The sequence below is a fragment of the Lactobacillus sp. A27 genome (assembly GCF_016742815.1).
GTDB lineage: Bacteria > Bacillota > Bacilli > Lactobacillales > Lactobacillaceae > Lactobacillus > Lactobacillus gallinarum.
In genome coordinates this window covers 1-12650 of record NZ_JAEHNT010000032.1, presented here as the reverse complement: position 1 = coordinate 12650, position 12650 = coordinate 1, and the positions used below count along the sequence as shown (strand labels likewise).

Sequence of the window (12650 nt, the reverse complement as noted above, 5' to 3'; positions counted from 1 at the left end):
CCTTAATATTCTGCTAAATCATCAAAATTAATTACTTCACCATTTAAAAATGCATCAATTTCACTAGTTGAAAAACCATGGCTGAAGAGATATTTCTTCATCCGAAACTTGCATTCACTTTCATCATAGCGACGAAAACGTTTATAGGCTTTGATGCCCTGCTTTTTTAAAGCTTGCATTTGCAAATCTTCATCATCTTCAAGATCTAAAGATGCAATTATTTCACTGCTAATTCCACCGTCAAAACCATGCATTAATAACTTAGTTTTCATCTTACGCTTTAATTCTCGCTGAGCCAGTTTACCTGCTTGATGAATCATCGATTTGATTACTCTTTGACCGACTTCAATCCAGTCTTCATCCATCACTTCGTCTAATTCTGTCTGACTGATTTCTGGATCAACACCTTTTTGCGTTAATTTACGTAGCAAACTTTTCGGTCCATCTGATCCGACACGTAAATCATTTTTAATAAATAATTTAGCATACTGACGATCATCTAAATAACCTAACTCATTTAACTGATTAACGGCACTATTAGCAGCTTCATCAGAAATTTCATGCTTTTTTAAATACTGCAAGACTTCAAAAATAGTTCGAGGTTCGTAACTCAAAAAATGTGCTGCTAGATCACTAGCTTTAGCAGCAGCATCAAATTGTCTGATTTTTTCAACTTGCTCATCATCAAGTTCTTTTCCTTTTAAAAGAACAAACTCAGCGACTGTTTTTTCACCAGCAGAAAAAGCATATTTACCATCTAGGAAAATATTATAGCGACCTGGGCGCTTTTGTGCACTAACTTTGGTTATGATCATTTTTTCACCTCGCATATTCCAAAATACATGCTAGCAAATTTTTTTAAATCTTGCTAAGAACTTTTACCAGGTAGTACAATTAAAAGCAATGTAATTAGTTTTTAGTAGAAAGAATAAGATGATGAATAAAAAATTTACAAATAAAAAACAACATCATGAAAAAGATGTAATTATCACAATTAAACGTTTGGGAATTAATGGCGAAGGAATCGGCTATTATAAAAAGAAGATTATCTTTATCCCAGGTGCTTTGCCAGATGAAGTAGTCGTAGCCAAAATTGTTAAGAGCTACCCTCACTATCTTCAAGGTGAACTTGTCCGCATTAAGGAAAAGAGTCCTGATCGAGTAGCTTTCCCAGAAGGCGTAGATCCAGAAATTGGTGGATTGGAACTAGCACATTTGTCTTATGAAAAGCAACTTGAATTCAAGCGTAATAATATGCTTGAATCACTTAGAAAGTACCATCCAAGAAACTATGCTAAATACAAGGTTAAGAAGACTATCCCTGCTCCTGATGAATGGCATTACCGCAATAAGGCACAATACCAAATCGAAAATGTTCACGGTAAAACTAAATTAGGTCTTTTTGCACCAAATTCTCACCGCTTGATCGATTTGCCTAAGATGCCTACGCAAAGTGAAGACACTCAAAAGACTGAACGTGAAATCAAAGTTTTAATTGAGAAGTTGCATGTCCCTGTTGCTAACTTCCGTCGTCATTTACCCGGCGTCAAAACTATCGTAGTGCGTCAATCTGAAGCTAGCAAAGAAATTCAAGTTACTTTGATCACCATTGGTCACAAGATCAAGAACTTAATCCCACTTGCTAAAGAAATCATGAAGCTGGATAATGTCGTCAGCGTTTACCAAAACGAAACTGAATGGCAAAATCCACAGGTTTGGGGCAATAAAACTGAAAAATTATTGGGTAAAAACCAAATTATGGAAGAAATTTTGGGTAAGAAATTTGCTTTATCCCCACGTGCCTTCTTCCAACTCAACCCGGTTCAAACTGTCAACCTTTATTCAGAAGCATTGAAATACTTAGACTTAACCCCAGATCAAACTTTAATTGATGCCTATAGTGGTGTAGGTACATTAGGTATCTTAGCTGCTGATCGCGTCAAGCAAGTTATCGGAATCGAAACTATTCCTGAAGCCGTTAAAGATGCAGAGCACAATGTGGAACTCAATCACATCAAAAATGCAGATTACATCCAAGGCAGCGTAGAAAAGGTATTGCCTGAATTAAAGAACAGCGGCGTTTCAATCGATGCCTTAATCGTTGACCCACCTAGAACGGGCTTGGCTAAAAAATTAATCAAAACTCTTTTACAGGTAAAACCTGAAACTTTTGTTTACATTTCATGTAACCCATCTACTTTAGCCCAAGATTTAGTCTTATTAAGTGAAGTTTACGATGTCCGTGTAATCCAAAATGTGGATATGTTGCCACAAACTCCACGTTGTGAAGCAATCGCTAAATTAGTTTTAAGAAAATAAGATAAGAAAAACAACCTAGTTATCAGCTAGGTTGTTTTTGCATACAAAAAGCGACTGTCGGGCAATCCTTGTCTCTTAGCAGTCGCAATTCAAGTGGATGAGGTAGCTCATCAAATTGATAGTCACGATCTTCAACTGTTCGTTATGTATTAAAACAATGGCATCATCGTAACCAATATTAACATTCACTTGTTCGGGTCTTTACATAAAACGTAACTTTTAATGAATTGGAGTTTTGTAAACAGCCATTATTAGGGCTGATACCTCTACATATAGAGAATCTTTCAAGTTTCCAATAATAATACAATTCTGGAGATAAAAACTTACTTATATTTATACTTGTTAACTTAATTTCTACCTCTTCCACGTCCCTAATTATATCCTGTTGTGTAACCGCTTGCAATAATTAATGAATATATTTTTTCAAAAAAGCTTTGATAACTTGTCGATATTTATTTTTGTACATTGGATAAGATAGAGCGTGCCCAGCTAACGGTGCAACCCATAAAAACTTAGGTGCATTAGTTGCCGCATAATTTTGATACACCATTTCGGTAGGCACAAAGTGGTCTTTTCCACCATGGATAAACAAAAACGGCCGCGTATTCTTCCGCAATTGTTTAACAGATGATGCTCGTTTTAAGAAAAAGCCATTCTCTATTCTATTAATACCACTCATGGTCTTGATCAAAGGTTTACGAATTACTTTAGGCAAACCAAATAAATTACCTGCTTGATAATCCACTTCTTCTTTTACACTGGAATATCCACAATCTTCAATAAATGCTTTTACCTGCTTAGGTAATTTTAAGCCGGAAACCATCATCGCAGTAGCACCGCCCATGCTTTGTCCCATCACGACGATCTGAGTATCATCCCCAGTATAGCCAATCGCTTTTTTAATCCAGCGTAAAATATCGTCTTTTTCTACCCAGCCATAGCCAATATATTCGCCTGAGCTGCGTCCATGTGCCCGCGCATCAGGCAACAAGACATTATATCCCAAATCATAAAACATCTTGGCAAAACCAGCCATGCTATCTCCGTCGCTCATAAAGCCATGCAATAAAATCGTCGTCTTCTTAGAATGATTATCAAGATAGTTAGCATATAAACTTATATTAGAATCTACTCTTAAAATCCATTCTTGTTTTTCAAATTCTTTGAACCCAAGCTTGTCACGATATAGCGCATCCCTACCGGATAATTCTTTAGATTCTGGCTTTTTCTTATAAGTGGTCATCGCGTATTTAAAAAAATAGTCGCTAATTGCTAACCACCCTAGTCCAGCCAAAGTCAAAGACGATAATATTATTTTTTTCTTCATTTTGATTCTTCCATGTTAATTTACTTTATTATTCATTCTATAATTAGTTAATAACTATTACTAATTTTAATTATACTTGAAAATGCGCTTAACAGATTTACTTCAATTAATTAACGATTTAAATATTAATACCACTTTTTATCTAAAAATAGACGATAAAGTTGTTCCTTGGGGCAAACTAACTCTGGTAGATGGCCACTGTCTGCTTTATCCAGGAGAAAAAGCAATGACTAAGGCTAAACTGATCCGCTTAGTAGGTCATATGCATAACCGCGGTATTCCTCTTTTAATAGCAGTTGACCAAGAAGAACATCACATTTTTGGATTACAAATCAAAGAAGACAACAATCAAATTGTTCTTATGTAAAAAGGCTACGATCATCATGATCATAGCCTTTTCCATTTTACTTAACTTTATATTGACGAATATTGCCTTTAGTACCTGCAAAATACCAAGTGCCTTTTTCATCATCACTAGTTAATTCTTCATTGTCTTCCGGATCTTCAAGCGCAGTATTAAACACATCTTCGTATTCAGGAATACTTAACTTTTGACGTCTTTCAAGCATCTTTTCATCACTGGCTGCATTAATTTCTTTTTCATAGCAAGCTACAAGATTGCCACTGTAAAATTCACCCATGGCACCTGAGCCATATGAGAATAAACCAACTAATGAGCCAGCTGATAAATTACCGTTTTCAAGCAAACTCAACAAGCTCATATAAAGAGAGGCAGTATAAATATTACCAACTCGACGTGATAATTGTTTAGAAGCAGCAAATGAATTTTGCAATTTTTCAGTAGTGGCTTCATCTTGATCAGCAACAGCAATTCGATTAGCCTTTAACCCCATCTTAGTGAATGGCAAGTGATAAATAATAGCATCAAAATCTTTTGTTTCCAAATTCTTTTGCTTTTTATAATCCGCAAAAGTTTTGCTAAAGAAATCTAAATAGACTTGTGTTGAATATTTACCATCAACCATTGCTAATTTAGAGTTATTTGGACGCCAAAAGTCATTAATGTCCTCGCTGTATGCACTGTGACCATCATTTAAAGCTAAAATAGCTGGATCAGCCTTAATCAGCATACTTACACTACCAGCACCTTGGGTTACTTCACCCGCAGTACCAATACCGTAACGTGCAATATCACTACCAATGACCATTGCAGTTTGGTCGGAATGAACTCTAACGAAATCACGTGCAATCATTAAGGCAGCGGTTAAGCCAAAACATGCCTCTTTTACTTCAAAAGTCCGCACTTCTGGTTTTAATTTAAGTGCTGTCTTAACAAAAAGTGAAGCTGATTTAGATTGATCGATCCCGCTTTCGGTACCAAAGACCAATAAACCAATCTTATCCTTATCAATCCGGTCAATGTACTTCATCGTTGCATTAATTCCCATTGAAACAGCATCTTGGGTTTGATCTGCAACGCTCATTTCACTTTGACCAATACCGATCAAAAACTTATTTGGATCTTCATTTCTTGCATGGGCTAAATCAACCATGTCTACATATTTGTTAGGAGTAAAAAGTCCAATCTTATCAATACCTACTTGCATTATTTTCCCTCTCTTATTTGCTTTAAAACAAGTTGTGCATAACTTTCAGAATAATCTTTTTGCTCAATTATTTGTGTTAATACCTGCTTCTTTTCATCATCACTGGCATCAAGTTCAGCGACGATATTGCGTGCTTGCAGCTTCATATGTCCTGCTTGAATTCCTACAGTAGAAATCGCCAGCAGTGCTGCCAGATTATTAGCTAACCCAACACTGACAATAATTTCGGCTAACTTAGCACTGGTAATCTTCTTACCTAAAATAGCAAAACTCTGCTGTACATCTTTGCGAGCCTTAATAGAACCACCAACTACTCCAATAGCCATTGGCAAAGTTAATTCGCCAACTAGCTTGCCATCTTGCATAGTCCATTTAGACAAACTGCGATAATGTCCATCTTGGTTAGCTAAAACTGCAGTCGCACTTTCAATTGCGCGGTAATCATTTCCTGTAGCAATTAACACCGCATCAACGCCATTCATGATTCCTTTATTATTGGTTACTGCTCGATATGGATCTTCATAACCAATTTTGCTGAGCAAAGCAACACGTTCAGCTACTTTCCGGCCACCCATTGTTTTAGGATCAAGAGTAACTATAACCGTAGTCAACTGACTAGGATAATTTGATAAAATGGCAAATAATTTTTCTTCAACACCTGGGAATTGTTTTAATTTAGCTGCTAAAAATTCCAAGATAGAATTTGTCTTATTTGCCCCCATTGCTTCAGCGGGATCAACTAAAACTTTAAGATAGACTAAATCACCTTTTTGTTCAGCCTCAATTGATCTAGTTCCACCACCGTGACGAATTAAACTAGCAAATTCTGTATTAGCTAAATCGATCAAATCAGGAAATTGTTTTTTTAAGTTTACCAAAGAAAAGTCAGAATTTATCTTTAAAACGATTTGACCATAGATTCCTGTTCGCTTGCTAGTTGCCTTGACTCCACCATTTCGTGCAAAAATATGAGCACCATGATTAGCAGCTGCCACAACTGAAGGTTCTTCTACAGCCATAGGGACCATATACGATTGCTCATTTAGTAAAAGATTTTGCACTACTCCCAAAGGCAACCGTAATTGGCCCACAACATTTTCGCTTAATTTGTCTAAGCGGTTAAGAACCTGATCATCAATATCTTCTAAATTTATTCCTTCAGATTGTAAAATTTCTCGCCTTTGCTCAGGCTTTAATTGATAAAACTTCATTAAACATTCTCGATTTCATATGCGATTGCTTGACCACCGCCAATGCACAAAGTTACCAATGCACGCTGGCCTTGCTCCTTCTTTAAGCCACTAATTGCAGAACAAATTAATCTGGTTCCAGTTGCACCTAATGGATGTCCCAACGCAATGGCACCACCCATGATATTTAATTTATCATCAGGGATTTGCAAATCACGAGCTACTGCTACGCTTTGCGAAGCAAAGGCTTCGTTTAGTTCTACAATATCATAATCATTAATTGAACGTCCTGTTTTTTCAAGCAGCTTCTTCACGGCAAAATATGGTGCATATCCCATATAAGCAGGATCAAATCCAGCTTCCGCAAAAGCTCCTAGCTTAGCAATCGGCTTTAAGTTTAATTCCTTAACCTTGTCTTCTGTGGCTAATACCAACATACTTGCACCATCTGTTAATGGAGACGAATTACCGGCGGTTACGTCACCATCCTCTTTAAAGACCGGTTTTAATTGACTTAAGGCTTCCATAGAAGTATCTGGACGAATTGGCTCATCATGATCTAAAGTTTCACCATCAATTTCAATTGGCAAAATTTCGTTATCAAAAAAGCCATATTTCGTTGCTTCTGCCGCTTTTTTATGAGAACGAAGACTAAATTCATCCATCTCTTCACGGGTAACATGATATCTTTGTGCAACGTTTTCGGCGGTAATCCCCATATGTTGTCCAGAAAAAGCATCCATCAAGCCATCATTTATCATAGTATTTACTAAATGGTCTGCAGGATTTTCTTTATTTTCTTTTTTAACCAAATATGGTACACGGGTCATACTTTCGCTACCACCAACTGCAACTAGATCTAAATCGCCCATTTCCATTTGACCTTGAGCTAAACGGACAGCCTTAAGGCTAGAGCCACAAACATCATTAATCGTTGCCGCAGTGGATTCTTCTTTCATTCCTGAATTAAGAGCAACCTGACGAGCCATATTTTCACCCAAGCCTGTACTCAAAACATTGCCCATAAAAAGTTCTTGGACCTTATCAGGATTAATATTTCCATCTTTTAACGCGCCCTTTAATGCCATTACGCCAAGATCAATTGCCGAAGCATCTTTAAAAAATCCACGATACTTGCCAAAAGGTGTTCTCTTGGCTGCTACAATATAAATATTTTTCATCACTTTTTCTCCATTTGTATTATTAACACTATGATCATAACAAAAAATATTAAAAAAAACATAAAAAGACTACGCTTTCGCGTAGTCTGTAAACAATTATCTGCTTTTTATTTATTATTTTTATCTTCAGCTTCAAATTGCTTAGATAGCTTCTTAATATACGCACGCAATTGATCCTTAATTTCAGGATGCTTTAGTCCATATTCAATAGAAGTTTCAAGATAGCCTTCTTTATTACCAACATCATGACGTTCACCTTTAAATACATGAGCAAACACGCGTTGTGTCTTATTCATCGTATCAATGGCATCTGTTAATTGGATTTCTCCGCCACGCCCTGGTTTTTGATGAGCCAAAATATCAAAAATTTCTGGTGTAAGCAAGTAACGTCCAATAATTGCATAATCACTTGGTGCCTTATCAATATCTGGCTTTTCTACAAAAGACTTAACGTTGATTAAACCAGGCATGATTTCATTTTCAGGTTCAATTACCCCATATTTAGAAACTTCTTCATGAGGCACTGGCATTACAGCAATAGTAGAAGCATGAGTCTTGTCATAACGATTAATCAATTGCTTAGTTAAAGGAATTTTGTCATCCATCAAATCATCCCCAAGCATTACTACAAATGGCTCATCTCCAACAAAGCTGCGAGCACGATAAATTGCATCCCCTAAGCCTGCTGGATGTGGTTGTCTAGTATAGTACAAATTGACACCTAAGTTGGTAATACCTTGGGTCAACTTAAGCAACTCGCTTTTACCCTTTTCTTCCAAGTCTTGTTCAAGTTCTGGATTAGAATCAAAATGATCTTCAATTGGTCGCTTATTTTTACCAATAACAATCAAAATATCTTCAATACCAGACTTCTTGGCTTCTTCTACGATAAATTGAATTGTTGGTTTATCAACAATTGGCAACATTTCTTTAGGTAAAGCCTTAGTTGCAGGTAAGAATCTAGTACCTAAACCGGCAGCTGGAATAACAGCTTTTCTTACTTTCATACAGACACTCTTTCTATTCTCTTAACTTTTAACAGTATCATAGCAAAATCGTGATTTTAGAGCTACTTTTGTTTTCGCCTTTTATCTTGAATATAACTTGCAATCCTACCAGCAGAATACTCAAGCTCTCCTACTCGATTACGAATAATCGTTGCATTAACAGCAACGCCAAATAAAAACAATAGTGAAGCAATGTTCAACCACAACATAAAGATAATAAACGTACCGACAATGCCGTAGTTTTTCCAAGTAATTGGAAAGTTATGCAAATAAAAACTAAATAAAAATGATAACGCCATCCATCCAAATGAAGTGACAAATATCCCCGGCCAAATTACACGTTTCTTTAGTTTAATATTTGGCAAAACATAATTTAAGTAAAATACCGCCAAAATTATAATCAAGAAAATCACAGGATAACGATAGCTAAATATTTTACCAATTTCATGAACTGGTACTTTAAAAATTGCATCCATTAAATCTAGCAATTCTTGACCAAACGCCAATATTACACCAACTGCAGTAAAGATGATAATCATCAAAGTAGTAAAGATGACTGTGATCAACCTTGTCCACAAAAAATTAAGCATTGAAAGTTTTAATTCAACTTGGTGAACACCATACAGTCGGTTCTCACCTAATCTAATTGCATTAACCAAATTAGAAAAAGACCAAATCGCTAAAATAATACCAAATGAAATATAGCCAGTAGATGTCGTCTTCAATAAAGAATTGATGATCGGCATAATAAAACTAGATACTTGATCTGGAAAAATCAAATTTAAATATTTTGCAATAGGCGCTGTATCAATATGAAACAGAGGCAGGACATTTCCGATAATAATGATAATCGGAAAGATTGAAAACAAAATATAATATGCAATTACAATTGAACTATCAATAATCTCACCTTGCGACAAAATCGTTCGCAAAGTAAGAAAGAAATCACTTATTTTTGAATTAGATTTCTTTATCTCATTTTTCATTCAAGAACCTAATCATCCATCTCATCAAAGTGAGGGATGTATTTTTCTAAACCATCATATGGTTTTTGTAAAGTTAAGATCTTAGGACCATCTTTAGTAATAGCAAAAGTGTGTTCAAATTGAGCAGCATTTGAACCATCTGGAGTTGCGTAGTAAACCCAGTCATCGTTAGGGTCATCAACTGTTCTTTGGTCAATATGCCAATCGCCACCTGCTTCAACCATTGGTTCACAGGTAATAGTCATACCTTCACGAAGACGAATGCCGTGACCAGCCTTGCCCCAGTGTGGTACTTCTGGATCTTCGTGAATTGATGGTTGAATACCGTGACCAATTAATTCGCGGACATCGCCATAATGGTTTTCGTCTTCAACCCAATGTTGAATAGCGGCACCAATATCACCGATACGGTTACCTAAAACGGCTTGATCAATTCCTAAGTACATTGCCTTCTTAGTTACTTCGATTAATTTCTTATCAGCTTCTGAAATTTCACCAACTGGATAAGTAGTGCATGAATCTGACTCGTAACCATTTAAGTTGCAAGTTACATCAACCTTAACGATGTCGCCTTCCTTTAAGATACGGTCTTTTCTTGGAGTTTGGTGAGCAATTTCATCGTTAACTGAGATACAAGTACCATACTTGTAGCCTTCAAAGCCTTGTTCTGAAAGACGACCACCACGACTCTTAACAAAGTCTTGGCAGAATTCTTCAATTTCCCAGGTTGAAATTCCTGGCTTAATTACATCACGCAAGCCTTCAAACATTGTTGCAAGAAGATGGCCTGAAGCTTGCATACCTTTAAGTTCTCTAATTGATTTAATTGTAATCAAAACAAATTCTCCTTTGATAAAACTTTTTTAGTTTCAGATATCACTATTATACCGTTTTACTAAATACTTTTAAAAGGCTAATCATTTTCGTCTTTCAAAGTATTGAGTGTGACGTAAATTTCTTTGGCGATTATAATCTCTGCCATTTAATTGGAAATGCTCGCCATATACTAAAGAAACAATCTTATATTGTCCCGACTTTGTCTTGCCGAAGATCACATAATCGCTCCATGTGTCTCTAGCAAAGCTATCCTCAAAGCTTTCATTAAATTGAACTTCTTTATCCTGACCATTGACGTTTAATTGCGTAATAATCAAATTCTCGTCTAACTTGGCATATTTGACAACTTCAATATTATTAACAACGGTATCATCAATCGTTCCCTGTGAGATCTTCAATTTAATTTCCTTAACCATGGCTTTGTAGAAATATTTATCTAAATATTTTCTAAGTAAATGCAGACTATGATGGCGGTTGACATATTTTTCGCGTAAAAGCTGACTATATAAATACTGAGCTTGAATATAAGTCTCTGTAAAACTATCATCTAATTCATTATTTTTATTTTCCACTAATTTAATTTTGGTTAACCGCAACATTTTCTCGAACTTACTAATTGTTAAATTAGGTTGAAAAAGTGTATAGGCGTTGTCGCTTTAAATGGTACGCATAATGAATCTTGCGCAGCCAATAGCGGAATCTAGAAAAAAGCATTTCTAAATATACTAATCCTCCCAGAACTAGGAAAATTAGTAATATTACTCCCCAACTATGTAAATCAAAGAAATCCGCATCACTATCTGAATCTGATGACGACCAACCACCGCCGCCGGATAAAGAACCACCACCTGTTGAAGTACTACCTCCACCCGTTGATCCCATCGAAGCATAGGTTGGCTGATTATAACAACTTTGCCCAACTACGATTGTCGCACTTAAGGCTAAAAACAAAATAATAAAAATTCTGAAAATTTTATGCATAAATTACCCTCTACTAAAAAAACTCTGTTATCTCTGATTTACTTTACCGTTTGTTTAATTAAAAATACAGAAAAAATTTTAAATCCTTAAATATAAGGCAAAATAATGAATTTCAATTTTAAAAATTTGATAAAACCAAACGATTTTACGATAGTTTCATGTATAATAAAATGTCGTATAATGCAGTGAAAGGTATGAAAAATCATGAAAGCAAGAATTGTCTACGCCAGTATGACTGGCAATGATGAAGACATGGCAGATATATTAGAAGAAGATCTTCAAGACTATGGCTTTGACGTTGAAACCAGCGATGTTGGTTTTACGGATGCTAACGATTACTTAGAAAGTGATCTCTGCATTTTCATTACTTACACTTATGGTGAAGGTGCAATGACCGATGAAATTGCAGACTTTTATGAAGAATTAAAGGCTTTAGATTTAAGTGGTAAATATTTTGCTGTCATGGGTTCTGGAGATAAGACCTATGGTGAACACTTCTGTGAAAATGTTTTTGACTATGAAAAGGCATTTAAAGAATGTGGTGCTACTGAGATTACTAAACCAGTCACTATTGAAAATGCGCCTGACGATGAAGCAATTGATCTAATCGACCAAGCTGCAAAGGAAATGGCTGATAAGCTACATGACTAAAAATAAAAAAGAAGTTACTGCTGTCGATCAAGCTCAAATTCGACAATTAGGGCAAAAAATACTTAAAAGACACCGTAATCTTTGGGTATACATGATTTTTGGCTTTGTAGCTGCCTTAATTAACACTTTAGTCTTTATGGTGCTTCACTCTTGGTGGCACAGCGTAATGGTGATTTCTAACACCATTGCTTTTATTGTGTCCAACCTGGCATCATTTTACTTTAACCAAAAAGCCGTTTTTATTAATAATGTCGATCATGATCACAGCACATGGCATAAATTAATAGTTTTCTTTACCTATCGTGTAATTAGTCTAATTCCAGATACTTTAATTATGCTGGTAGGATTATCTTGGCTTCATTTAAACGCCTTACTTGTTAAGATCATTGACCAAGTATTAGTTGGTGTATTCAATTATTTAACTACTAGATCAGTCTTTCAAAAGCAAGAACATACCATGATTGAACGAGCTAAGATGCGGATTCAAGAACAAAAAAATAAACGAGATAATAAAAAAAGGGCTCTATGATAAATCCTGTTGATAGATTTCTATGATATTCTATCAATGGGATTTTTTGGTAGAAAAAAAGAGGCATAAGCCTC

14 protein-coding genes are annotated in these 12650 nt (G+C 35.7%); 4 read left to right on the top strand and 10 right to left on the bottom strand.

Annotation, left to right across the window (positions count from 1 at the left end):
- Positions 1-2: 2 nt before the first annotated feature.
- A complete protein-coding gene (recX, locus tag JEM49_RS04800; protein WP_087175617.1) occupies positions 3-815 on the bottom strand; it encodes a recombination regulator RecX in 813 nt (270 codons plus the stop codon).
- A gap of 121 nt (positions 816-936) precedes the next feature.
- On the opposite strand from recX, the gene rlmD reads away from it, so the two are divergent.
- Positions 937-2319, top strand: a complete 1383-nt coding sequence (gene rlmD, locus JEM49_RS04795; protein WP_087175616.1) for a 23S rRNA (uracil(1939)-C(5))-methyltransferase RlmD — start codon at positions 937-939, stop codon at positions 2317-2319.
- A 406-nt stretch (positions 2320-2725) separates the two neighbouring features.
- On the opposite strand, the gene JEM49_RS04790 is transcribed toward rlmD, so the two are convergent.
- Entirely contained in the window at positions 2726-3646 is a 921-nt protein-coding gene (locus tag JEM49_RS04790; RefSeq protein ID WP_087175615.1) for an alpha/beta hydrolase, read from the bottom strand.
- An 82-nt stretch (positions 3647-3728) separates the two neighbouring features.
- Here JEM49_RS04790 and JEM49_RS04785 point away from each other — a divergent pair, with 82 nt between their 5' ends.
- Positions 3729-4013: a hypothetical protein gene (locus JEM49_RS04785; RefSeq protein WP_098036844.1), complete on the top strand. Its 285-nt coding sequence runs from the start codon at positions 3729-3731 to the stop codon at positions 4011-4013.
- A 37-nt stretch (positions 4014-4050) separates the two neighbouring features.
- On the opposite strand, the gene JEM49_RS04780 is transcribed toward JEM49_RS04785, so the two are convergent.
- The 8 genes from JEM49_RS04780 to JEM49_RS04745 form a co-directional block, all read right to left on the bottom strand.
- Positions 4051-5214 carry a hydroxymethylglutaryl-CoA synthase gene (locus JEM49_RS04780; RefSeq protein WP_201873902.1) on the bottom strand — a complete coding sequence of 388 codons (1164 nt, stop codon included), beginning with the start codon at positions 5212-5214 and terminating at the stop codon, positions 4051-4053.
- Positions 5214-6425 carry a hydroxymethylglutaryl-CoA reductase, degradative gene (locus JEM49_RS04775; protein ID WP_098037112.1) on the bottom strand — a complete coding sequence of 404 codons (1212 nt, stop codon included), beginning with the start codon at positions 6423-6425 and terminating at the stop codon, positions 5214-5216. The genes JEM49_RS04780 and JEM49_RS04775 overlap by 1 nt, the downstream gene beginning before the upstream one ends.
- Positions 6425-7585 carry a thiolase family protein gene (locus tag JEM49_RS04770; RefSeq protein ID WP_201873900.1) on the bottom strand — a complete coding sequence of 387 codons (1161 nt, stop codon included), beginning with the start codon at positions 7583-7585 and terminating at the stop codon, positions 6425-6427. The genes JEM49_RS04775 and JEM49_RS04770 overlap by 1 nt, the downstream gene beginning before the upstream one ends.
- Before the next feature lie 107 nt (positions 7586-7692).
- On the bottom strand, positions 7693-8592 hold the full coding sequence (galU, locus tag JEM49_RS04765) for a UTP--glucose-1-phosphate uridylyltransferase GalU (protein ID WP_025005470.1): 900 nt from the start codon (positions 8590-8592) through the stop codon (positions 7693-7695).
- A 62-nt stretch (positions 8593-8654) separates the two neighbouring features.
- Positions 8655-9578, bottom strand: coding sequence for a YihY/virulence factor BrkB family protein (locus tag JEM49_RS04760; RefSeq protein WP_087175943.1), 924 nt, complete (start codon positions 9576-9578; stop codon positions 8655-8657).
- Between the two features lie 8 nt (positions 9579-9586).
- Positions 9587-10414, bottom strand: a complete 828-nt coding sequence (gene map, locus JEM49_RS04755) for a type I methionyl aminopeptidase (protein WP_003633294.1) — start codon at positions 10412-10414, stop codon at positions 9587-9589.
- Positions 10415-10495: 81 nt separating this feature from the next.
- Complete coding sequence (locus JEM49_RS04750) at positions 10496-11014, bottom strand: hypothetical protein (RefSeq protein WP_242509773.1); 519 nt, start codon at positions 11012-11014, stop codon at positions 10496-10498.
- A 25-nt stretch (positions 11015-11039) separates the two neighbouring features.
- The gene (locus JEM49_RS04745) at positions 11040-11396 is read right to left on the bottom strand and encodes a hypothetical protein (protein WP_201873898.1); all 357 of its coding nucleotides are present in this window, start codon (positions 11394-11396) and stop codon (positions 11040-11042) included.
- A 204-nt stretch (positions 11397-11600) separates the two neighbouring features.
- On the opposite strand from JEM49_RS04745, the gene JEM49_RS04740 reads away from it, so the two are divergent.
- Together JEM49_RS04740 and JEM49_RS04735 are read left to right on the top strand one after the other, a co-directional pair.
- Entirely contained in the window at positions 11601-12047 is a 447-nt protein-coding gene (locus JEM49_RS04740; protein WP_087175941.1) for a flavodoxin, read from the top strand.
- Positions 12040-12576 (top strand): GtrA family protein, encoded by a 537-nt coding sequence (locus JEM49_RS04735; protein WP_201873896.1) that lies wholly within the window; start codon positions 12040-12042, stop codon positions 12574-12576. The genes JEM49_RS04740 and JEM49_RS04735 overlap by 8 nt, the downstream gene beginning before the upstream one ends.
- Positions 12577-12650: the final 74 nt, after the last annotated feature.

Excerpts from the sequence above, each read along its gene's own strand:
- recX (WP_087175617.1), bottom strand. The coding sequence starts at position 815 with ATGATCATAACCAAAGTTAGTGCACAAAAGCGCCCAGGTCGCTATAAT.
- rlmD (WP_087175616.1), top strand. The coding sequence starts at position 937 with ATGAATAAAAAATTTACAAATAAAAAACAACATCATGAAAAAGATGTA.
- JEM49_RS04790 (WP_087175615.1), bottom strand. The coding sequence starts at position 3,646 with ATGAAGAAAAAAATAATATTATCGTCTTTGACTTTGGCTGGACTAGGG.
- JEM49_RS04785 (WP_098036844.1), top strand. The coding sequence starts at position 3,729 with ATGCGCTTAACAGATTTACTTCAATTAATTAACGATTTAAATATTAAT.
- JEM49_RS04780 (WP_201873902.1), bottom strand. The coding sequence starts at position 5,214 with ATGCAAGTAGGTATTGATAAGATTGGACTTTTTACTCCTAACAAATAT.
- JEM49_RS04775 (WP_098037112.1), bottom strand. The coding sequence starts at position 6,425 with ATGAAGTTTTATCAATTAAAGCCTGAGCAAAGGCGAGAAATTTTACAA.
- JEM49_RS04770 (WP_201873900.1), bottom strand. The coding sequence starts at position 7,585 with ATGAAAAATATTTATATTGTAGCAGCCAAGAGAACACCTTTTGGCAAG.
- galU (WP_025005470.1), bottom strand. The coding sequence starts at position 8,592 with ATGAAAGTAAGAAAAGCTGTTATTCCAGCTGCCGGTTTAGGTACTAGA.
- JEM49_RS04760 (WP_087175943.1), bottom strand. The coding sequence starts at position 9,578 with ATGAAAAATGAGATAAAGAAATCTAATTCAAAAATAAGTGATTTCTTT.
- JEM49_RS04750 (WP_242509773.1), bottom strand. The coding sequence starts at position 11,014 with ATGTTGCGGTTAACCAAAATTAAATTAGTGGAAAATAAAAATAATGAA.
- JEM49_RS04745 (WP_201873898.1), bottom strand. The coding sequence starts at position 11,396 with ATGCATAAAATTTTCAGAATTTTTATTATTTTGTTTTTAGCCTTAAGT.
- JEM49_RS04740 (WP_087175941.1), top strand. The coding sequence starts at position 11,601 with ATGAAAGCAAGAATTGTCTACGCCAGTATGACTGGCAATGATGAAGAC.
- JEM49_RS04735 (WP_201873896.1), top strand. The coding sequence starts at position 12,040 with ATGACTAAAAATAAAAAAGAAGTTACTGCTGTCGATCAAGCTCAAATT.